Origin of the sequence: Methanosarcina horonobensis HB-1 = JCM 15518 (genome assembly GCF_000970285.1) — an archaeon.
Classification (GTDB): domain Archaea; phylum Halobacteriota; class Methanosarcinia; order Methanosarcinales; family Methanosarcinaceae; genus Methanosarcina; species Methanosarcina horonobensis.
The window spans coordinates 3367784-3387869 of the sequence record NZ_CP009516.1; the positions used below are offsets into that span (position 1 = coordinate 3367784).

Genomic DNA, 20086 nt, shown 5'->3' on the forward strand with positions numbered 1-20086 from the left:
CTGAAGAATAAATGGGGTAGTAAATGCGGAATCCGAGGCGTTTTTTAGATCTTGGAATAAGTTGATTCCAGCCACTATAGCACCTTTAATAAAAAATTAAATATATAATAAAGATCAGAATAGTATTACTATTTTAAAAGAGTTGTGCCCGGAAAATTAATTTGACTATTAATGTACCTATCTACCAATTAATAGATATGACGAATTCATTAAAAACGAGTCTTGAATCTTTCAAGTATTTAAAGACCTAAAAAATTCTTTTAACTTGGTTTTTAAGAGACTACTTATAAAACTAGAAAACAATTTATACTACGGTCAATAGATACAATTAAGGATGTGGTGTTGGGAAATAAAAAAACTCTTACATAACCTTCAAGCCTTCCCTCATGAAACTGGGGCTGTTCCTGGTCATATCAGGCATTCTCTACTCGATCAGTCTTGAGAATTATCTGCTTTTCCGTATCGCTGTAAATCTTTTTAATGTTATAATTGCCTACATGGTTTTCATAATAGTATGGAAATCAAAGACAGTTTCGGAGAACAGGTATCTTACATTTATCGGGACTGCGCTCTTCTTCATAGCTTGTCTTGGTTTTTTACGTGCCTTTGCATATGAGGAAATGAATGTATTTCCCGGATACGGTGCAAATCTTCCTGTACAGTTATGGATAGCCATAAGGTATCTGGTAAGTATCTCCTTCTTTGTGGCTCCATTGTTTTTTATACGGCGCTCAGGTAGCGAAAAAGATGATTTGAAAACTGTCGAAAACAGCCAGTTTGCCCAGAAGGTGTTCCTTATATATACTGTAATTACGGCTGTTCTCCTTCTCTCAATCTTCAAGTACAGAAATTTTCCGGACTGCTACATCGAGGGCTCCGGACTAACTGAGTTTAAAATCTTCAGTGAGTATTTAATCTCTTTATTATTTCTTGGATCAGTGGTTTTCCTATATAGGAAGAGAGACAGATTTGAGAAACACGTTTTTAGAATACTTATAGCAACCATAGTAGCGTCTATCTTAGCGGAACTTGCCCTTATTCACTACACAAACACAGAGGAACTTTTGAACTTTATCGGACAGACTTTTAATGCCCTTTCTTTCTACCTTATTTATATCGCAATCGTGGAAACAGGCTTTGATGAGCCCTGTAGCCTTCTTTTCAGGGAACTTAAGTTCAGGGAAGAAGCCCTGAGGAGAGAGACTGACTTCCTGAAGGATGACCGGGGAAGAATTTACAGGATGCTTGGAGTGGAAAAATGCATGCCTGAGAGTAAAACCTCAACTGAAAAGCTACAGGATAGAAGAGAACAATACAAAACCGAGCAATACAAAACCGATCAGTACAAAACAGAACAATACAGCTCTTTCTTACGGGACATGCAGGGGGTGATAGCGTTCAGGCTTGATGAGAAAGGTGCTCTGGTGTTTATGGACGGAGATGTGAGGGAGATTACAGGCTACAGTAAAGAAGACTTCATTTCTAAAAAAGTGAAATGGACTGAAATAGTTCTACCCGAATACCGTCAATTAATTCTTGAAAACCTGAAAAAGATGGAATTAGACCCCAATTCCTCTCCGGAGCTGGAATATCGGATAAGGAAAAAGGATGAGAACATAGTGTGGGTCAGGGAAATCATACATGTTATTCCTGGAAAATCCGGCATCTCAGGAAAATTCCAGGGCTTTGTTCGTGACATCACTCAACATAAAAAAGCAGAAGAAGCTCTCGCCAAAAATGAAGAAGCCCGTATAAAAGAGATCCATCATAGAATTAAAAATAACCTGCAGGTTATCTCTTCACTACTCAGCCTTCAGGCGGATAAACTCAATGAGAGGAAAACCTTCCAGTCTTCAGAAGTCTTTGAAGCTTTCAGGGAAAGCCAGAACCGCGTAGTTTCCATGGCTCTGATTCACGAAGAACTGTATCATGGAAAGAATATGGAAACGCTTGAGTTTTCGGCTTACCTCCGGAGGCTGACTTCGGACCTTCTCGCATCCTACAGTGTCAAAAGTGAGAGTATCAACCTGAAACTGGAGCTTGAACAGGTTTACCTGGGAATGGACACTTCAGTTCCTCTGGGTATCCTTGTAAATGAACTGATTTCAAATGCTCTGAAACACGCTTTTCCGGAAGGCAAAGGAGGCGAAATCCGTGTAAATCTCTTCAGGTCAGGTAATGATAGGGCAGAAAGTAAAATATCCGGCTTCAAAGAAGAAAGTGAACAGCAATTTACGCTGGTTATAGCAGATAATGGAAAAGGTATTCCCGAAGAGCTTGATTTCAGAAATACGGACTCTCTTGGACTTCAGCTTGTAAATATTCTCGTGGAACAGATTGAAGGCTCTATCGAGCTTAAAAGAGATTCCGGAACGGAATTCCAGATCACGTTCAGGAAACCATAATGAATCTTCCAGGGTTTCACCTGATTCCAGGTCTTAGGGCTGCATTAGCACCCTTATGGGATATCAGAATTATAATATAATTTCAAAGCAAGAACAGTACTGTCTAAAAATGGTATCCAGAATAGATATGAAGATAAATTCGTATCTGGATGGGAAATACAATTTGTAAGAAACTTGGTTATTTTTCGTCGCATTAATCATATTTTGACATTAAAAGATTATTCAATCAAAAAGAAATATATAAATCGATTAATTGGTAATAATATGTGAGGGTAAATATTATGGCAGACGTTTTGAGATTATCACCGGTAATCAGCGCATATCCAGACGACAAATTTGAAAACCTTCTAATTGAGGTAATTCTTCCAGGAATCGAAAAGAAAGATATTTCTTTCAAAATGGACGAAAATAGCTTTTATGTAAAGGCCAGTAAAGAGGGAGTTGACTATCTGGACAGTTATTCAATCTGCTGTCCTGTAAATCCTGAAAAGGCAGCTGCTAAATACTCAAACGGTGTGCTTAAAGTCACAGTACCGTATCAACAGACTTTAGAAAAATTAGTAGATGTGAAAATAGATTAAGATAACGATTGCATGGCAAACTCCTTCTGAAGAATAGATAGCAAACAGATAGCAAACGAAAATAAGGAATCGAGAAGCTTGTAAAACTTTAAAGGATATCAATACTTTTTACGCTATATCTATTGAAAACAGGAAACCATTAAAAATGGGAAGTAATAAAAAGCAAGAAATGATGAAAACAAGAAATGTAAATTAAAAAAAGAGTTTTAGAAGGCTGCATCAACATAGTCAACAGGTCTTTTAAAGACAGCTGTGATCATGCCGTTTTCATCGATCTCGTTTGAAAACTTAATCAGTTCCCAGCCTTCAACTCCAAGGTTGTTAAGGTCTTCTTTTGCCTTTGACCACTCACTGAACCTGATCTCTTTAACATCGTATTCCCAGATGGTCACTTTCAGTCATCTCCAGTAAAATTGGGTAATATTATATCATATATTAACTGGAGGAATCTTCTATATGTAGCTTTTTAAAAAATAGATTTGAGATTAAGTCAACTAAACTTGATTTTCAGAACATAACCCGGTTCAGGTCAAACCAGAAGTAACACGACACTTCCCGACAAGCTCAAAATGCCAGACAACTCAGGCGATTCCAAGCTGCCTCAAAGGTACAACGTACGGGATTTGTCGGAATACACGGTTCGAGCTCTGGGGGACATAAGCCAGTTTTTAGGCCCAATCCCCGGAAACAAGGAAGTCAGCAACGGATTCTATTTCGGGAAGTTCCACGTTCAGCTCCTCTCCTGCAAACCCTGCCCGGAAAATTTCCATATCCGATGGTACTGAAGTCAGGACGTGAGTTTTGTCTACGGTTTCCAGCATAAAATGAGTCCCGATTTTATCCGCACGGTTAAGAATAAAGTACAGGGGTTTTCCGGCTTTTTCTGCAAGCTGTCTTATTTTTTCTGAAAGCCGTATGGACTCATAAGACGGGTCAAGTACCATCAGTACAAGGTCGCAACCCTCTTCAACCCCTCTTCCGAAGTGCTCGATTCCAGCTTCGGTGTCCACAAGCACCAGGTCTTCAGATGTGGTTTCTATGTTTTTCAGCAGGTGTTTGGCAAGCGCACCCATAGGACAGGCACAGCCTTCCCCGAAATCATGGATTTTCCCTACAGCCATCATTTTTATGTTCCCGTTCTTTACCGTATAAGCCTCAGGAATTTCGGGTATTCCCCATTTCTCGTCAAAAATGCTTGCAACTTCTCCTTTCTGAAATGCCTTCATCATCTTTTCTCCAAGGGCTTTTTTTCCTCCCAGGTAATTCGTGAAATCTTCAGGCATTTCAACACCAAGCTGTCTGTGCAGCCCGAAATTCGACTCATCGCTGTCCACGACAAGTACATTGTATCCTTTTCTTGCCATTGCCTTAGCAAGCAGGGCAGTAATCGTACTCTTGCCGCTTCCACCTTTTCCACATACAAGAACTTTCATTTTCACACCTCTTTTCAAGACCTGTTTTTTTTCGGTAAATGAAGAAGCTTTTCAATTCCGCATGTTTTAGCCAGGTAACTGAGCATCAATTAAAACTTTAAATAAATTAATTAGCATTTATTCTTAATATTTTTTTAGTTTTTACGCTCAAATAAGAAAAAGATTCAAGATTGATAAAACTTTCGAAATAATACATTTCTTAAAAATGGTCGTCCTTAATTAATTATTTGATTTCTTCCGGAGTTCAGTAGAATTTTTGTTTCTCTTATTCTGTACTGCACCGGGCCTTAGCCGACCTGTCAGTCAGAGAAGAATTCAACAAATAGATAAAAACAGCCGACATCCAGTTCCGCAGTTAAGAGAAGCAATGTACTGAAAAAAAATGTCTGCTGGCATGGAGATACTTTTCTTAATCCCGGAAGACTGTCTTTCAATTCACACAACTTTTAATTCACACTGTATAGAATAGAATTAAATTATACTTGAATCTCCCCAATGTTATCAGGTTTACAACCTCCACATGGACACCGAGCTGCTTTGCAAGCAGACATGCCTCAAGTACGGAAACCAGTTTTGCCCCGCAAATTTCCCGGTGGAATGCTTCGGAAAAACTCTTAATGTCCACGCTGAAGGCGTCAAGATAAGGTGCGATCTGCTCAAGGGCTTCAGGAGTGATGTAACCGTTAGTTACATAGCTTGTCCCGAGACCTGCTTCCTTTCCAAATTTTGCCCCGTTGTAAGTATACTCATACCAGACCGTGGGCTCGTTGTAAGTCCAGGAAACCGACTGGCAGCCTACCATTTTAGCCTGCCTGACAATCTGGGAGGGCTGAGGGTTCCCAGAGAAGCATCCTCAGGAACTGCCCTGGAAAGTATCCAGTTCTGGCAGTGCCTGCACCCGAAGTTGCAGCCTATGGTCCCTACCGAGTACGCCGTGGATCCCGGATAATAGTGGTAAAGGGGCTTCTGTTCTATATTCGCCACAGCTTCGCGTGCGACTTCTCCGTAGACAAGGGAGAAAAGCAACCTTTCGCAATTCTCCCTTATCCCACAGATGCCCCGTTTTCCGGGTTTGATCCTGCACCTATGGGCACAGAGGCTGCATTTCACCTCGCTTTCAGCAAGCTTTTCATAAAACATGGCTTCATGAATCATTATACAAAATCCTCTTTTTTGGGCCATGAGATTATGGAAACAGGTATGACAATGTTATCCTCTGTTCATTAGTTTCCTGAAGGGTAATAAGCCTGTGGTCTCATAAACAATATTGACTGCAACATTCTCTTCCTGCGGAGGTTTTTCTCTACACTAGAGAAGGTCTTTTGTTTTGAAAGGAGGAAACATGAAACCAAAAATTAATTCCACAAATTTTGGTTCTATAACGGTCAAAGGGGAGCCCTTCGAGCACGACATTCTTATCCGACTGAACGGGAACGTAGAAAAACGCAGAAAAAAGCTTTCGAAAAAACTCTACGGGACGTCTCATAAAATCTCTCTTGCCGAAGCTAAATACATCTATGAAAAAGGAGCAGATAGGCTAATCCTGGGAACCGGGCAGACAGGTTATGTGGAGCTCTCAAAGAAAGCCAGGGAATATTTTGAGAAAAAAGAATGTAAGGTCAAACTTCTTCCAACCCCGAAAGCAATAAAAATCTGGAACAAAAGCAAGGGCAGTACCATCGCAATGTTTCACGTGACCTGCTGAATTCTGGATTTTCTTCTCATCAGGATTTCTTCAGGATTTCATAGCTTTCTTATGTTTTATTGTGCTTTCTCATATTTTATTGTGCTTTATTCAGGTTTTATTGTGTTTTATCAGTTTTTATCATCCTTTATCATTTTTGTCAGGCATTTTTATATCCAAAAATCTTCTGCATGCAGTTTTCCATTTTTTCAATCTCTTCATCCGTGAGCATGGAAAATATAGACTTGCGCTTTTTTCCTGAGAGTTTGCCCCTGTTCTGGAGGCTGATAGTTATAAAAACGTCCAGCAGGCGGTCTGGCATGTCAACGATTTCCCTGATTACGAACCTGGCACGGTCATAATTTCTCAAGTACTCTAATTCTGCTTCCATTTCCGAGTCAATAGTGTCAAGAATTGTGGCGAAAAGATATTCTGTAAACAGTGTCATGTCAATGTAACGGTAGTAGTTTGCATGGTTTCCCTGTGCGGTAATTCTTTTTTCCTCATCAAGGGTATACTCTACGAAATGTAAAAGGGGCTTTGAAAACAGTTCAAGGGTCTCATCATACCTGTCAAGGTTTTTGAGCATCGTTGCCGAAACCGGAAAAATCACACCTCTGGGGGTAAAACCGGTTTGTCCAAGGACATGATGAATTAGAAAACGATGCACTCTGCCATTCCCATCTTCAAAAGGGTGAAGGAAAACAAAACCAAAAGAAACTACTGCTGCTGAAACTACAGGATGGATTTCCGAAGAGAGAATGCGTTTACAGGTCCTCAGGAGCCCTTCCATGAGATCTGGAAGATCATCGGGTGAAGGGGGAATGAAGTGCACAATTTCCTGGTACCTTCCTATGCTTTCTCCGACATAGTTCTGGGTCATTCGGTAATCGTCACCTGCAAACCTTGGTTCTATTACCGTTTTCTGGAGCTCTATCAGGGAATCCCTGTTGCAGAAATCCTTTTGACCTGCCAGTTTCAAAAGTTCTATAAAACGAATACTGCGTTTCTGGTCAGGCTTGGAGTGTTCTATATCGAAAGATGATTTTGTTTCCTTTGTATAAAAGTAAGATAGGGCTCTCCTGAGCATAGGTTCAGGATATTCTTTTAGAAGGGATTTACAGCGCCTGTCCAGGCCCTCAGCTTCGAAATTATTCAAAAGATTGGTTTTTCGCACAAGAGGACAGAACTCCTTATTTCCCGGAAGGTTATTGTAAACTCTATGCCTCTTGCTCGAAACCCTATCAGCTGTATAGTAAGTTTCCTCTTCCAGCAGGTCTACATACCTTACCGCTTTTAAGTCTTCAAGGGGTAGCTTTTTTTCGGTCAGGAACTCATATAAAAACCAGATTTTCCGTGTATATTTCCCTGAAGGTTTTTTCTTAACAAACTCACAAATCTCATCGGGATCAACTTTTTCAAACAGGAAAGCAAGGACCTGGAGATTTACTCCTTCATACTTCAGGGCAAACTCAAGCTGCTCTCCGGTTGATTCCCCGGGGAAATAACCTGAAGGAAAGATATTCCAGACAGTTCCATCCCTTTCTTCAGTTCTCCTTGGGCCTTTTTCCGAAATAAAAGATTTACAGTAGTGGGGGAAAACCTCAAGGTCGTAAAATTCAATCAGGTAAGTGTATCCGACTTTCAAAAGATGTTCTTCATCTCTTTCAGCAGGCATTTTAACTCCGGGAATTCCATTTTAATATCTTTTTATCTTTGTTGAGTTCTTTTGACCTTTATCAGCAGCTGCACGTTTTTAGAATTAGAGATTTTAGATGCCTCTGTTCTTTTTTGATTGCAGAGTAGATTTTTGAGTTTTGATTGAAGAGAAGATTTTTGCAGAGAAAACTTAAAATCTCAACTGATTATGGAAATTTTGTTCAGGAAATCAGTCCTGATCAAAAAAACATTCAGGAAATTAAAATTTTGTTCAATATTCTACGTAATAGTAAAAAAACATTTGCAAAAAAGGATAAGTTGAAAAAAATGTTCAACTTAAGTACCTTCAATTCGTAAACGAATGTTAAAGAATTTACATTAAATTTTGATAAAGTGGAGGCCTGGAAGCTTTCCGCTCAAATCTCAATTAGCTCATATTCCCTGCTCCCAAGCCCGATTTTCTTAGCGTACTCAAGCTGGTGGGTGCCGTCAACTCTGGGCCATGTCCCTTTGAACTTGTCAGCTCCTGTCTCATGGTTGCACTGAAGAGCAGAGCCCACAAGCCCTTTCTGCCTGTTTACAAGGTCATAGCTTGCCTGGTCGAGGGCAACAGGGTCTTTTGAAGCTAGAATGCCTATATCAGGAACAATAGGGGCATCGCTCCAGGGCACACAGTCGCAGTCAGGCGTGATTTTAAGCAGGAAATTGATGTAGCCTACTCTGCCCTCTTTTCCTTTTACTGCCCCACGTGCATATTCTGTCATGTACTCAAGAAAAATCGGGATGTCATGTTCCCAGTCTATATCAATGGCACCTGCCGGACAGACTTCCATGCATTGCCCGCAGCTTACGCAGGCTTCAACTTCAATTCTTGATAGTTCACCTTCAAGGGCGGCTGCTCCTGTTGGACAGATTTCGACACACTTCCCGCAGCCTATGCACAATTCTTCATTGACCTGCGGACTTGTAGGGAAGTGCTGATCCTTCTTTCCGGCAGCAGGTGCACATCCCATTGCAAGGTTCTTTATAGACCCTCCGAAACCTGCAACAATGTGCCCTTTGAAGTGGGACATTACAATCATCGAATCCGCAGCAACGATATCAGACCCTATCTTTACGGACTTGAAGTGATTTTGATTGATCTCAACCTCTGATATGTTCTGGCTCCTGAGCCCATCAGAAATTATAAGCGGAGCCCGGACGACAGAATAATCAAAACCATGTTCTATGGCTGTTGTCAGGTGGTCAACTGCATTATGCCGGCTCCCTGAATAGAGGGTATTTGTGTCAGTGATAAATGGTTTCGCTCCGGCTGTCCTTACTTTATCCACCACCTGCCGGACAAAAACAGGGTTGATATAGCCGTCGTTCCCGTATTCCCCAAAATGGATCTTGATAGCGGTCAGGTCTTCTGCTCCAAGCAGTTCGACAAAACCCGCCTCGTCAAAAAGCTTCTGGATCTTGCTAATCTTACTTTCGTGAGGATTTTTTGCCCTCAGGTCTGCGAAATAGACTTTACTTGCCATTCAAGTACCTCCCTTTAAAAGAAATCAGATTCTATTCTTTACCCGTTCTATGCAGTCAAGAAAGTCTTTTTCGTTTTTAGGTGTTACGCTGTTAGGCGAAGGATAATACTACTCCTCGAGAGGAGGTATTCAGCATGTCAGGACTGTACAGGTAAAAATGAGATTCAGGATGATTGGCAAAAAATGTTTAACTTCACTGCTTTCCCGTAAATTTCTTATACTTTTTTATGTCCACTGCTATTTGTTTGTATCTTTCCTTTTCAAGCCTCTTCAGCCCGATTTCAGCTTTTTTCGTCTGGAATATTAGCTCTTCGGTTAACCTGTGATAGCTGGCAAGCCTTTCCTCAGAAATAAGCCCATCCTCAACCGCCTTAAGTACAGCACAGCCCGGCTCGTCCCGGTGAGTGCAGTCTTTAAACTTGCAATTGCGGGCTGCGTCAACAATCTCGGAAAAAGCTTTCTCAAGCCCTTCGGCAGAGTCTCCGAGCTGGATTTCCCTGATCCCTGGGTTGTCTACAAGAACCGCTCCGTTTGGAAGAGGGAACATCTGACGGACTGTAGTTGTGTGCCTACCTTTTTCATCGTCTTCTCTGATACCCCCAGTTTTCTGGACAGTCTCACCAAGAAGAGAGTTGATAAGCGTGGATTTTCCGACACCAGAGGAACCTACGAGTGCAACTGTTTCCCCCGGTTTCAGGTAAGGACTGAGTGCATCAAGCCCGGTTTTTGAAAGAGCGCTTAACGGAACAACCGGCACGATCCCTGCAATCGACTGAATTTTTTCTACCACCTGGGTTGGGTTATCCTCAAGGTCGATTTTGTTAAGTAAAATCACAGGTCTTGCCCCGGAAGAGTATACAATTGCGAGATACCTTTCAAGCCTTCGAAGGTTGAGATCCTTACCAACGGAAGTCACGATAAAAATAGTATCAAGGTTTGCAGCAATTATCTGTTCCCCGCCTCCGTCTCCTGCTGCTCCTCTTGAAAGGCAGGTTCTCCTGGGCAGGATGTTCACAACCATGCGTGAACCAGTCTCGGGCTGGTCAAGCAAAACGACAAAATCCCCTACAACCGGCTGCTTCCCGATTTTCTGGAGTGCACCGGAAATTCCTGCCTGTACGACAGTTCCAGGAATGAGAACATCGCAGACTGTTTTGTGCCTTGAAGAGATTCTTCCGGGAACGTAAGGACCTTTGTAGGCAGAAAAAGCCAGTTCAAGCTCCTCATTCCATCCTGGAATTTTATCGGTAAGACTGTTAACCGAAGTATTGCCTGAACATGCCGCTTCGCAGTGGTCATTCATGAAATGTAACTATCGGTTTGACATGGATAAGTCTTTTGATACTTCAACCGTTATAATTTCGATTAAACCTGAAAAGCTCTTCTAGCTCTTCTTTTACGGCTGTAAAAGCTCACCCCGCCAAGAAAATCCCGCAATTACAAACTATTTTTATATTAAAGTAACAAATCCAGAGTAATGACCAGATTGGCACTTTTATTGATAGCTGTAACTTTAATTGTCACCACTATAACTGTTTATCTTATTTCCTTCCGCAGAGGAAAAAAGGCAGATAAAACTGGTAAATACATGAGTGAACATGGAAAAAAGGAAGGGAAAAACATGGAAAATGAAAAAGAGGATGCAATGAGCTCTGGACTCGCCCTTGGCATGTCATTAGGTTTGATAATTGGTATCCTGATGGACAATATAGCCCTGGGAGTTGCTCTCGGCTCTGCTCTTGGAATGGCTCTGGGAGCTGTACTTGGAAAAATATGATTTGATCATAGTAGTATCTCGTAAAAGTCTTAACCCAGATAAGATTTCTATAATAACTGTTCACCAACAAGAAGCAAAAAGGAGACGGGGTAATAATGCCAGAAGGTAAAAAAAATATCGATCTATGGAGATATGATTTCGAAACGGATACTTTCTTTTTCCGTGATAAAAATCTACAATACCATACTTCGATAGATATGGGGAATTTGATACTAGATCTGGGGGAAGATGGAACTCCCATTGGTATAGAATTACTTGACGCCTCTAAAAATTTTAATGTTTCAAAAATTGTAATGAAAGGAATTGAAGGCTTTAATGCCACTATCGACGTTTCAGAAACCGAGATAAAAGTAACAATAAAAGCATTTGTTAAACTCAGAAACACTAAAGTTGAAAAAGTAAGTGTTTCGTATGGAGTCAATGACGTAAATTTGCAAACTGGGCAAACAGCTATGGTTAGTTAAAAATAGAATCCCTGATCTCTATTTTTGCTTTTTTATTAATCGTTGTGCGATTCTTTTAATAAAAATTTAACTCATTTTGCCTTCACATTTGCATTTTGAATCAACGTGATTCACTTGTTTTCTCCCTTTAACTCAATCCCACATGCTTCTGCTGGAGTATTAGTGAACTACTGGTCCTCCCACTATGCTTATAATCTACACTTCATCCAGGTATCTCTGCAGCTTATCCGCAAGTTTGCCAATATGAATACCATCAACAAATGCATGATGAACCTAGCTGCAAAAGGCATCATAAATTTGCCTTCTTTTTCATGATATTTTCCCCAATCAATTATGGGTTGCGCTTTTTCCCTGTTTCCAAAGTACTTGTGCGAAATATGTGTAAATGCTATCCACGGCAGGACAGAGAATTGATATACATCGTTTTCTACAGGGCCTTAATAACTTGTTTGATGACAATAGAGATTGCTCCTCATTTTTTGTGGGGACAAAAATAAAGGGCATTTTTACAATCTTATTTTTATAGATTTTTTTGGTAAAAAAGAGAATCTAGAGAATTTCTACAGAGCCTGTATTTTTTACAGTCATATACCCACTAACTCACTGTGGGTGTGCCAGCGCAAGTTTTCTTGTTATAATTAAAGGTAATTTTCATACTTAGTGTTAAACCATAACGGTTTTATGTTATTAATTTTTATAGCTTTTAATATCTTAAAATTTAGTTTTTATTGGGTAGATACTATGACAAAAAACACTTCTCTTCATACAAAGAATTTTTTGGGTAACCTTCGCAATGTGGTTATTCGCTACAAGGATTTTTTACTGGACCCTGGAACGTTATTTACTGTAGCAAGCGGTGTTTTGCTTATAATAGCAATAGCGGTTTATCCCCAAAACATGCTGTCAGATGGCAATAATACAGGTGAAGGTAACTGGTTATATCTATTATCGGCATTGACAGGATCTTCATTTATATGGTGGTCTGCCTATCAGGGAATTAAAGAAAGGGACTTCACTGCTGATATTCCGGTTACCATCGCAACAATTGCTGCTATTGCTATTGGGCAATATTCAGCTGCTGCTGTCGTAGCCGTGCTTTTACTTCTCGGCGGCATGCTGGAGGAGCTGGTCTCAGCGAGAGCAGGAAAAGCACTTGAATCACTGGCGAAACTGTTACCCGATAGAGTCACTGTTAGGCGCGATGGGCATGACATTTCAGTGCCTCTTGAAGATGTTCAGGTAGGAGATATAATTCTGGTCAAGTCCGGAGAACGTATCGCTGTTGACGGAACTGTCCTTTCAGGTACTGCCTCGGTAAATCAGGCTGCCATTACCGGAGAAAGCCTGCCTGTCGATAAACAATCTGGAGATACGGTTTTTGCAGGGACTCTTAACGAAACGGGCGCAATGGAAATACTGGCAACAAAAGTTGGAAATGAAACGGCCCTTGGGCAAATCCACCGTTTAATTGAAGAAGCTCAGACACAGAAACCAAACGTAGAACGGCTTTTGAATCGGCATGCTAAAATTTACACGCCTACTGCAATTGTTTTAGGTGGCTTGCTCTGGTGGTGGAGTGGTGACATGATGCGAGCAATAACCATGCTAATTGTATTCTGTCCGTGCGTAATGGTACTTGCTACTCCTACAGCATTGGTAGCTTCGGTTGGTAATGCGGCGTTAAAAGGCAATCTCATTAAAAAAGGAGCTACTATAGAGTCTATGGCAAAAATCGACACAGTTATTTTTGATAAAACCGGAACACTTACTTACGGTGAGCCAAAACTTGCCAGTATCACAGCATTAAAAAATAACAGTGATGAAAACTTATTACTATTAGCTGCTATTGCAGAAAAATTCAGTGAGCATCCATTTGGAAAAGCTATTGTCAAAGCTGCAGAAGAGAAAGGACTATCAATCCCGGACCCGGAGTCATTTGAATCCATATCAGGGATGGGAATTAGAGTTAAAACCAGTGGAAAGAATATCTTTGTAGGCCGCCCTAAACAACTGTTCGGGTTAAACATTTCATACTCAGATGAAATTGAAAAAATAATTAAAGAGCAGTCTCAACAGGGTCGTAATGTAGTCATGATAGGGATTGAGAACGAAGTTGCCGGATTGTTAGCATTTGAGGATAAAATCAGGCCTGAGTCAAAAAAATCTATAGAGAATCTCCACAAACTCGGAATAAAGACAATAATGGTGACTGGCGACAGCAAAGCTGTAGCGGAAAGGATAGCTAAAAGTCTAGATATAAATGAGGTTTATGCCGAAGTAATGCCTCAAGAAAAGGTCGAAATTGTAAAACGTCTACAGTTGGGAGGTCATAAAGTAATCTTCGTCGGCGACGGCGTTAATGATGGTCCGGCACTTGTCACTGCTGATGTAGGGGTAGCAATGGGACTTACAGGAACAGATGTGGCAATAGAGACAGCAGAAGTCGGATTATTATCAGACGACCTTTTAAAAATTCCATACCTTATAAGCATCTCTAAGAAAGCCATAAATACTATCTGGCAAAACGTTGCTTTCTCGCTTAGTATACTCTCAATGGCAGTTATATTGACTATACCGGGAATACTAACACCAGTAACAGGAGCATTATTGCATGAACTATCATCGATTCCAGTGATAATGAACTCTGCAAGGCTGATTACGTATAAACCTGAAGATTGAGAATGAGCGAAAAGTTCCTAAATATATTTTTTGTAAATCTTTCCAGGTGATTTCCACAATATCGGATTTCTAAAAAAGACGACATTTTTTTGCCTCTTCAGGATAAGAATTAAAAGATAGAATTAAAAAATTCCCTAACATGCACAGGTTTTACTGTAATAAACCTGTGCATTGTGAAGACATAACTTTAAGAAAAGTAAAAATTAGTGAACTGCCGGCCCTCCCATTACACTTATAATCTACACTTCATCCAGGTATCTCTGCAACTTATCCGCAAGTTTGCCAATATGAATACCATCAACAAATGCATGATGAACCTGGACTGCAAACGGCATCATCAATCTGCCTTCATTTTCATGATATTTTCCCCAATCAAATATGGGTTGAGCTTTTTCCCTGTTTCCGAAATCCGTATGCGAAATATGCGTAAATGTCATCCATGGCAGGGCAGAGAATTGATATACATCGTTTTCTACAGGGCCTGTAAAATGTTCTTTTTGATTTTCCGCTGTTAAGGTTGCCAGTTGTACAAACTTCTCAATCGTATCCTGCATGGGTACATTTACTACCTTAAATAATTCCGTTTCTTTATCCAGATATGTAAATGAGGTATCAATGGACTCATATAACACAACTTCACCATCAAGAAAACGATACCGAAACTCTTCGACTTCATTTGCGCATTTCGTAACAGCAAATATAAACGCCATCGTAAACGGCCAGTTATTCTCTTTAACGTGCTTTTTAAAATTCGTCACATCAAGTTCAAAACTCACACAATATTGAGGCTGCACCGCACTCCTGTATATTTGACAATACTCTTTTCTCTTCCATATTTCAAAATCTATTATCTGGTACTTGTTTCCCAAATTTACACCTTCGCTCAATATAATCTACATTATAATATATTTCCTTTTTAGTTTCACGACCTATTTTTTGCTATGGATCTCATAAATTACCGTTTCCTTAAGCGGTTTTTCCGTGGAAGCGCTCTGGAGGGTCTGTAAGAAATCAAACTCAAAACAGAAGGATAAGCCGAAGGAAAAAGAAAAGCCTTTCATGAGCTTTAGAAGAGCTACGGATTTAAGCTATTAATGTTAATATTATCCAAGTGTGACTATGGATGAAACAGTGAAAAAAATAATCACTTATTTATTTTTAATATTCTTATTGATAGCATTAAGTGGACTATACGTTGTTGAGATAAATCTAAGAGACTGGAGGGCTGACGAATTAAGACCACATTACGAATATACGGTTAAAATAAGTGGCCTTTCAGGAACTGAAGTATTGGGAACAACCAAAATTTTAGTTCCAATTCCTGCAACAAAAGAAGGAGTTTTTGCAATCACACCTTCTCAGGAAGAACCATCTTTTTTCAAAAGTCTCCTACAAGAGCATGTTTTCCACACGCCAGAGAAGTACATAAGAGGAATATATTTTGAAAATACTACTGAGTCACTCGACAATAAATCACTCAATGGAAACTGGACGACTTCTATTGTAAATATCAAACATGGTCCTATGCTAGAATTTAGGACAAACGAATCTGTTCTTGCAGATATTTCCTTCTCAAAGATTGTGGTATTGGAACAGATGAACAATGAAGACCCTATTAATGAAAACAGTCCTATTTTATATCCGATTGCAAGTGAAGCATCATTAGTAGAAGAAGATTATCAATACTTTCGATTAATGTCCCGAGTAATCACATATGAAACTTATATTGAAATGAGTGATAATATCAACAGTAAGGCCATAAAATTTGATATTAGCCTTGAAGTCTATCCAGATGTTACTGAACGCGATGGAGAGAAAGGCACTTATAAAAATAAATTGGACGTTGTTGTTGCCGAATCTGGCGAATTTAAAAAGAATGCCACAATTGAAACATATTTCTAACTTATTTTTATTCGATGAATTTGGATAGATAGGTTTCTATATCCTTATCCGGGCTGAAATAGTCTTCCAGGCTGTCTGGCTAAGATCGAAATCTCCTATCTTTAGGTTTCTTTAATCCTGTATTATCCGACAGTCTCTATATAAATCTTAGAAGAAAATGGCTCCCTCAAGCCAGGTTGACACTATTTGATCAGAAGCAATGAAATCAAATGCTTTTGACATGATAATATTTGGCTTTTGGATCTATCATAATTGCCATAAATTTCTCAAAAAATTAATTCAGGTATTCCTTCTTTATTTATAGTTTTAATTGAGTGTCCGTAACATGCTTCTCTTTGTAGGGAAATTGCTTTTCAAAATCCTCCAGCTCTTCGTTTTCTATTCTAAAAACCTCGTCCTCATAAAATTTTCCTGAAATGCCCCTCAAGCTACCATCGTAGAGTTCTAATGCCATAAATGCATCAAAATTATCGCCCCAGGATGTCCGGATATCATATTCTTTAGCATTGACAAAACCAAAACGATGATAATAGTCGGAATTTCCAAAAATAATTATACCCTTATATCCAAGCTGCCTTGCCCTTTCGATAGAATGATTCATTAATAAAGAACCGATCCCCTGCTTTTGATATGATGGCAATACTGTTAATGGGCCCATACATAAAACTTCGAATTCTTTATTTTCCTCATTCAGGACCTTAGCTCTTGAATAAATAATATTGCCGACGATTGTATCCTTATCACATGCAACAAAATCCAGTTCTTTTACAAATGCAGGTACTTTTCTTATTTTATGCACTACAAGATGTTCATCACATCCCGGTTTGTATAAATCCCAGAATGCTTCTCTTGTCATGTATTCTACAATTTTGAAGTCCTTTTCTTCTTCCAATCTGATAGAAATGTTCATTGTCGTTTTCTCCTTGCTTCTAAAATAAATCCGTATCTGCAATGAATGAAATATAATTACTCCACTTTCACATCAAAATTAAAATCTTTTACTCTATTTGTTTGTGTCTGGTTTTCTGAAATAACCCCATAGTTCAACTTAAGGAGATCTTCCCATTTCTCAGCCTGCCAATCCCCAACAACCTTTGGAAATGGGTTAGTTAAATGCTCAATTCCACATGGTTTAAGAGGCGGATTCGGTTACAAATTCTCTCACAAGCACCCTCGTCCCGTTCATTTGAGATAACATTCCATGGCCACTAGTATCATATAATACCAGTTGCGATTGGTTTATTTTACTGTGAGCATTTTCCGCATGTTTGTAACTTACCAGCGCATCATCTTTAGCGTGGATAATTAATGTTGGTGCACGAAGATTACCTGCAGGTACGGTATAAAATTCAATCATTTTTTCATCGTTTACGGTGCCTTTATATCTTTGAGACATCGGATGCATGATATCAAGCATTTCCTGTGCCAGTTCTTTCTGTTCCGGATTAAATGTTTCGTATACTTCTGTTGGAATACCCATCAGGTTCAGAATTGCAGGTTGAAAAAATCTTGTGAAGAGCCAGTATACATAATCAGATTGCTGGATAATGTGAATAATACTAACATAAAAAGGATCCTGGTCGCCTGGTGCCGGACCCATACTTACAGCAGAAATCAATATTAATGCTGAGCATCTGTCAGGATAGTCGTTTGCAAACTGAGTGGCTGACGGACCTCCAGCTGATGCTCCTACAACAATTACTTTATCTATGCTTAAATTGTCCAGAAGATTTTTATAAGCAGTGGCTTGCAATTCAATTGAAGCATTATCCGGAATGGATGATCGAAGATAGCCATATCGTGAAACCGAGATAAATTTATAGTCATCCCCGAAAAATACTTTGCCCACCCAGAGTCCCTGATCATAACCTCCTCCTGCGCCATGTAGCAATAAGACAGGCTTCCCTTCTCCCTCTACAGTATACTCAATATCTCCATATTCTGTTTTCAAAATAGTACTGTTCGCAATCAATTGCTTTTCTGCTTCCGTCATCGTCTCGTGGTAATTCGGATAAGTTAGAGCAATTAGAATAACAGTTGAACAAATTAAAAATGCCAATATAATTAGTAAAATATTCCTGCTTCTTTTTTTAACTTCTTTCAAGAATACCACTTCTAATTTGTAGTCACTATACCCAGGCTTAAGTCCAGGCATATTTGCAACCCTTAAACTTCTCAATTATGAATATTGTTCAGCAATTTATTTCTCAACAACTTTCAAACCATCTAATAGTAAATTCTCTACATAATATCCCATAACTCACACCCATTATAATTATTCCGACCTTTATAGAAAACTCAAAAATGTAACTTTTGATTGAAAAATTTTCGTACGACATTAACGACATTATCTTGTTGGCATGACAATAAGAAGTTCTTTAAAAACAGGACCGGAAAAAATATAGGTGTGGCCTACCAGTGAGTAAGTCCTATATTGTATAATCATTTGGAAACATCAATATCTGGAGATGGAAGCATGTTGGAAAGCAGAATTATTGCCGCACAATCTGATGACAGTTATATAGAAAGGATGCGCTTTGAAGGCGAGATGCTTTCGGACGTCGATATCGCAAGGATAGAATTTGAATCGATACAGTTTATACAATGCCAGTTCAGCAAATGTAATTTTTCAAAAGCCAGCTTTTACAATTCGGTGTTTGATAACTGCAATTTTGCAAATTGCAGTTTTATGGAAAGCTACTGGAAAGGCTCTAAAATATTAACGTGCAAAGGCGATGGCAGCAACTTCAGCAAGAGCCACATGAAAGAAACCTCTTTAGCTGACGGTTCCTTTCGATATGCAGATTTTTCAAGTTCTGTATTGGAGAGCTGCGCCATTCATGACTGCAATTTCACGGAAGCCTTCTTGTCCGAGATTCGATTAAAGAAGCCCACGCTGAAAGCGGTTAATTTCACAGGAGCGGATTTCTTTAAAACCTTACTCAAAGGCATCGACTTATCGGACTGTATAATTGACGGGATTACAGTATCCGATACACGCAATGAACTCAGAGGAGCTATAGTCAATGCCGGGCAAGCAATAGAACTTGCTGCGCAGACTCTGGGAATAAAAATTGTGTAAGGCATTGACTCACTCACATAAATCAAAGGAGAAATAAATGGATCTGTCCAGTGTCTTACAAGTCCTGTAAAATGTTCTTTTTGATTTTCTGCCGTTACGGTTGCCAGTTGTACAAACTTCTCAACATATCCTGCATGGGTACATTTACTACCTTAAATAATTCCGCTTCTTTATCCAGATATGTAAATGAGGTGTCAATGGATTCGTATAACACAACTTCACCATCAAGAAAACGATACCGAAATTCCTCGATTTTATTTGCGCATTTCGTAACAGCAAATATAAATGCCATCGTAAATGGCCAGCTGTTTTCTTTAACGTGCTTTTTTTGAAATATTACCCTTTAGTGAGGCAGAACGATATATATTAATAGGACATTAACCTTCTATTAATGTGGTATATATATGGTTCAAGCGATAATAAACATTGATGAGCGAACTAATCGAGTTTTGAATATTATCAAGGCTAAATACGGTTTAAAAGACAAAAGTGCTGCTATTAATAAAATGGCTGAAGAGTATGAAGAAGAGATTTTAGAGCCAGAGTTAAAGCCTGAGTACATTGAAAAATTGAAGAAAATAGAAAAACAGGAAGCTATAGAAGTAGGCACAGTTGAAAACTTAAGAAAACGATATGGTCTTTGATTTTTATGTATTTTTTAAAAATCAGATCGGAACTTGATAGTAAAAAAGAGTGCATATCGATAAACATTTTGCATTAGTCTTCTCTATTGATGAGGAATCAAAGACTGTAACCCTGGAAGATTACGATCATCACGATAAAATATACTGACTTCGAAATTTTGTTTATTTTTATGGCAGCCCATTGGAAACTTCTTTTGTGTGTCCAGAGGAATAGCCTGTTTTTCCTGTTTCATTGATGCACAGATTTTAA

General features: G+C 39.3%; 19 protein-coding genes and 1 pseudogene. 9 read left to right on the top strand and 11 right to left on the bottom strand.

Annotated elements, in window-relative coordinates:
• Positions 1–386: 386 nt before the first annotated feature.
• Together MSHOH_RS14755 and MSHOH_RS14760 are read left to right on the top strand one after the other, a co-directional pair.
• A complete protein-coding gene (locus tag MSHOH_RS14755) occupies positions 387–2405 on the top strand; it encodes an MASE3 domain-containing protein (RefSeq protein WP_048140753.1) in 2019 nt (672 codons plus the stop codon).
• Between the two features lie 266 nt (positions 2406–2671).
• On the top strand, positions 2672–2986 hold the full coding sequence (locus tag MSHOH_RS14760) for an Hsp20/alpha crystallin family protein (protein WP_239450992.1): 315 nt from the start codon (positions 2672–2674) through the stop codon (positions 2984–2986).
• A gap of 206 nt (positions 2987–3192) precedes the next feature.
• Here MSHOH_RS14760 and MSHOH_RS14765 read toward each other — a convergent pair whose 3' ends face one another.
• From MSHOH_RS14765 to MSHOH_RS25320, 4 genes and pseudogenes are all read right to left on the bottom strand, one after another.
• Positions 3193–3378 carry a hypothetical protein gene (locus MSHOH_RS14765; RefSeq protein WP_048140757.1) on the bottom strand — a complete coding sequence of 62 codons (186 nt, stop codon included), beginning with the start codon at positions 3376–3378 and terminating at the stop codon, positions 3193–3195.
• 276 nt (positions 3379–3654) lie between these two features.
• Positions 3655–4443, bottom strand: a pseudogene (locus tag MSHOH_RS14770) (ATP-binding protein); the annotation flags it as partial.
• Between the two features lie 427 nt (positions 4444–4870).
• The gene (locus tag MSHOH_RS25315; RefSeq protein ID WP_239450993.1) at positions 4871–5221 is read right to left on the bottom strand and encodes a radical SAM protein; all 351 of its coding nucleotides are present in this window, start codon (positions 5219–5221) and stop codon (positions 4871–4873) included.
• Entirely contained in the window at positions 5215–5574 is a 360-nt protein-coding gene (locus MSHOH_RS25320; RefSeq protein WP_239450994.1) for a hypothetical protein, read from the bottom strand. The genes MSHOH_RS25315 and MSHOH_RS25320 overlap by 7 nt, the downstream gene beginning before the upstream one ends.
• 187 nt (positions 5575–5761) lie before the next feature.
• Here MSHOH_RS25320 and MSHOH_RS14780 point away from each other — a divergent pair, with 187 nt between their 5' ends.
• On the top strand, positions 5762–6124 hold the full coding sequence (locus tag MSHOH_RS14780) for an Mth938-like domain-containing protein (protein ID WP_048143521.1): 363 nt from the start codon (positions 5762–5764) through the stop codon (positions 6122–6124).
• Between the two features lie 139 nt (positions 6125–6263).
• On the opposite strand, the gene MSHOH_RS14785 is transcribed toward MSHOH_RS14780, so the two are convergent.
• The 3 genes from MSHOH_RS14785 to rsgA form a co-directional block, all read right to left on the bottom strand.
• Positions 6264–7781 carry a Fic family protein gene (locus MSHOH_RS14785; RefSeq protein WP_048140762.1) on the bottom strand — a complete coding sequence of 506 codons (1518 nt, stop codon included), beginning with the start codon at positions 7779–7781 and terminating at the stop codon, positions 6264–6266.
• A 397-nt stretch (positions 7782–8178) separates the two neighbouring features.
• Positions 8179–9288, bottom strand: a complete 1110-nt coding sequence (locus MSHOH_RS14795; protein WP_048140765.1) for a DUF362 domain-containing protein — start codon at positions 9286–9288, stop codon at positions 8179–8181.
• 193 nt (positions 9289–9481) lie between these two features.
• On the bottom strand, positions 9482–10591 hold the full coding sequence (rsgA, locus tag MSHOH_RS14800; RefSeq protein ID WP_048140767.1) for a ribosome small subunit-dependent GTPase A: 1110 nt from the start codon (positions 10589–10591) through the stop codon (positions 9482–9484).
• Positions 10592–10765: 174 nt separating this feature from the next.
• On the opposite strand from rsgA, the gene MSHOH_RS14805 reads away from it, so the two are divergent.
• From MSHOH_RS14805 to MSHOH_RS14815, 3 genes are all read left to right on the top strand, one after another.
• The gene (locus tag MSHOH_RS14805) at positions 10766–11065 is read left to right on the top strand and encodes a hypothetical protein (protein ID WP_162197588.1); all 300 of its coding nucleotides are present in this window, start codon (positions 10766–10768) and stop codon (positions 11063–11065) included.
• A gap of 95 nt (positions 11066–11160) precedes the next feature.
• The gene (locus MSHOH_RS14810; RefSeq protein WP_048140771.1) at positions 11161–11529 is read left to right on the top strand and encodes a DUF2283 domain-containing protein; all 369 of its coding nucleotides are present in this window, start codon (positions 11161–11163) and stop codon (positions 11527–11529) included.
• Between the two features lie 741 nt (positions 11530–12270).
• Positions 12271–14208, top strand: coding sequence for a heavy metal translocating P-type ATPase (locus MSHOH_RS14815; protein ID WP_048143522.1), 1938 nt, complete (start codon positions 12271–12273; stop codon positions 14206–14208).
• 239 nt (positions 14209–14447) lie between these two features.
• On the opposite strand, the gene MSHOH_RS14820 is transcribed toward MSHOH_RS14815, so the two are convergent.
• A complete protein-coding gene (locus MSHOH_RS14820; RefSeq protein ID WP_048140773.1) occupies positions 14448–15077 on the bottom strand; it encodes a CatA-like O-acetyltransferase in 630 nt (209 codons plus the stop codon).
• A 250-nt stretch (positions 15078–15327) separates the two neighbouring features.
• Here MSHOH_RS14820 and MSHOH_RS14825 point away from each other — a divergent pair, with 250 nt between their 5' ends.
• Positions 15328–16110: a hypothetical protein gene (locus MSHOH_RS14825; RefSeq protein WP_239450995.1), complete on the top strand. Its 783-nt coding sequence runs from the start codon at positions 15328–15330 to the stop codon at positions 16108–16110.
• Between the two features lie 298 nt (positions 16111–16408).
• Here the strand turns inward: MSHOH_RS14825 and MSHOH_RS14830 are convergent, their stop codons facing one another.
• On the bottom strand, positions 16409–17020 hold the full coding sequence (locus tag MSHOH_RS14830) for a GNAT family N-acetyltransferase (protein ID WP_048140775.1): 612 nt from the start codon (positions 17018–17020) through the stop codon (positions 16409–16411).
• Positions 17021–17242: 222 nt separating this feature from the next.
• Positions 17243–18265 (bottom strand): alpha/beta fold hydrolase, encoded by a 1023-nt coding sequence (locus tag MSHOH_RS14835; protein ID WP_239450996.1) that lies wholly within the window; start codon positions 18263–18265, stop codon positions 17243–17245.
• A gap of 321 nt (positions 18266–18586) precedes the next feature.
• On the opposite strand from MSHOH_RS14835, the gene MSHOH_RS14840 reads away from it, so the two are divergent.
• The gene (locus MSHOH_RS14840; RefSeq protein WP_048140777.1) at positions 18587–19192 is read left to right on the top strand and encodes a pentapeptide repeat-containing protein; all 606 of its coding nucleotides are present in this window, start codon (positions 18587–18589) and stop codon (positions 19190–19192) included.
• A gap of 94 nt (positions 19193–19286) precedes the next feature.
• Here MSHOH_RS14840 and MSHOH_RS14845 read toward each other — a convergent pair whose 3' ends face one another.
• Positions 19287–19484, bottom strand: coding sequence for a CatA-like O-acetyltransferase (locus MSHOH_RS14845; RefSeq protein ID WP_239450997.1), 198 nt, complete (start codon positions 19482–19484; stop codon positions 19287–19289).
• 112 nt (positions 19485–19596) lie between these two features.
• Between MSHOH_RS14845 and MSHOH_RS14850 the strand changes: the two genes are divergently transcribed.
• Complete coding sequence (locus MSHOH_RS14850; RefSeq protein WP_048140779.1) at positions 19597–19836, top strand: DUF2683 family protein; 240 nt, start codon at positions 19597–19599, stop codon at positions 19834–19836.
• Positions 19837–20086 lie beyond the last annotated feature (250 nt).

What these genes read in the sequence shown, in the direction of transcription:
- MSHOH_RS14815 (WP_048143522.1), top strand. Translation starts at nt 12,271, where the DNA reads ATGACAAAAAACACTTCTCTTCATACAAAGAATTTTTTGGGTAACCTT.
- MSHOH_RS14830 (WP_048140775.1), bottom strand. Translation starts at nt 17,020, where the DNA reads ATGAACATTTCTATCAGATTGGAAGAAGAAAAGGACTTCAAAATTGTA.
- MSHOH_RS14825 (WP_239450995.1), top strand. Translation starts at nt 15,328, where the DNA reads ATGGATGAAACAGTGAAAAAAATAATCACTTATTTATTTTTAATATTC.
- MSHOH_RS14780 (WP_048143521.1), top strand. Translation starts at nt 5,762, where the DNA reads ATGAAACCAAAAATTAATTCCACAAATTTTGGTTCTATAACGGTCAAA.
- MSHOH_RS14845 (WP_239450997.1), bottom strand. Translation starts at nt 19,484, where the DNA reads ATGGCATTTATATTTGCTGTTACGAAATGCGCAAATAAAATCGAGGAA.
- MSHOH_RS14785 (WP_048140762.1), bottom strand. Translation starts at nt 7,781, where the DNA reads ATGCCTGCTGAAAGAGATGAAGAACATCTTTTGAAAGTCGGATACACT.
- MSHOH_RS14810 (WP_048140771.1), top strand. Translation starts at nt 11,161, where the DNA reads ATGCCAGAAGGTAAAAAAAATATCGATCTATGGAGATATGATTTCGAA.
- MSHOH_RS25315 (WP_239450993.1), bottom strand. Translation starts at nt 5,221, where the DNA reads ATGGTAGGCTGCCAGTCGGTTTCCTGGACTTACAACGAGCCCACGGTC.
- MSHOH_RS14840 (WP_048140777.1), top strand. Translation starts at nt 18,587, where the DNA reads ATGTTGGAAAGCAGAATTATTGCCGCACAATCTGATGACAGTTATATA.
- rsgA (WP_048140767.1), bottom strand. Translation starts at nt 10,591, where the DNA reads ATGAATGACCACTGCGAAGCGGCATGTTCAGGCAATACTTCGGTTAAC.
- MSHOH_RS14805 (WP_162197588.1), top strand. Translation starts at nt 10,766, where the DNA reads ATGACCAGATTGGCACTTTTATTGATAGCTGTAACTTTAATTGTCACC.
- MSHOH_RS14835 (WP_239450996.1), bottom strand. Translation starts at nt 18,265, where the DNA reads ATGCCTGGACTTAAGCCTGGGTATAGTGACTACAAATTAGAAGTGGTA.
- MSHOH_RS14755 (WP_048140753.1), top strand. Translation starts at nt 387, where the DNA reads ATGAAACTGGGGCTGTTCCTGGTCATATCAGGCATTCTCTACTCGATC.
- MSHOH_RS14850 (WP_048140779.1), top strand. Translation starts at nt 19,597, where the DNA reads ATGGTTCAAGCGATAATAAACATTGATGAGCGAACTAATCGAGTTTTG.
- MSHOH_RS25320 (WP_239450994.1), bottom strand. Translation starts at nt 5,574, where the DNA reads ATGATTCATGAAGCCATGTTTTATGAAAAGCTTGCTGAAAGCGAGGTG.
- MSHOH_RS14795 (WP_048140765.1), bottom strand. Translation starts at nt 9,288, where the DNA reads ATGGCAAGTAAAGTCTATTTCGCAGACCTGAGGGCAAAAAATCCTCAC.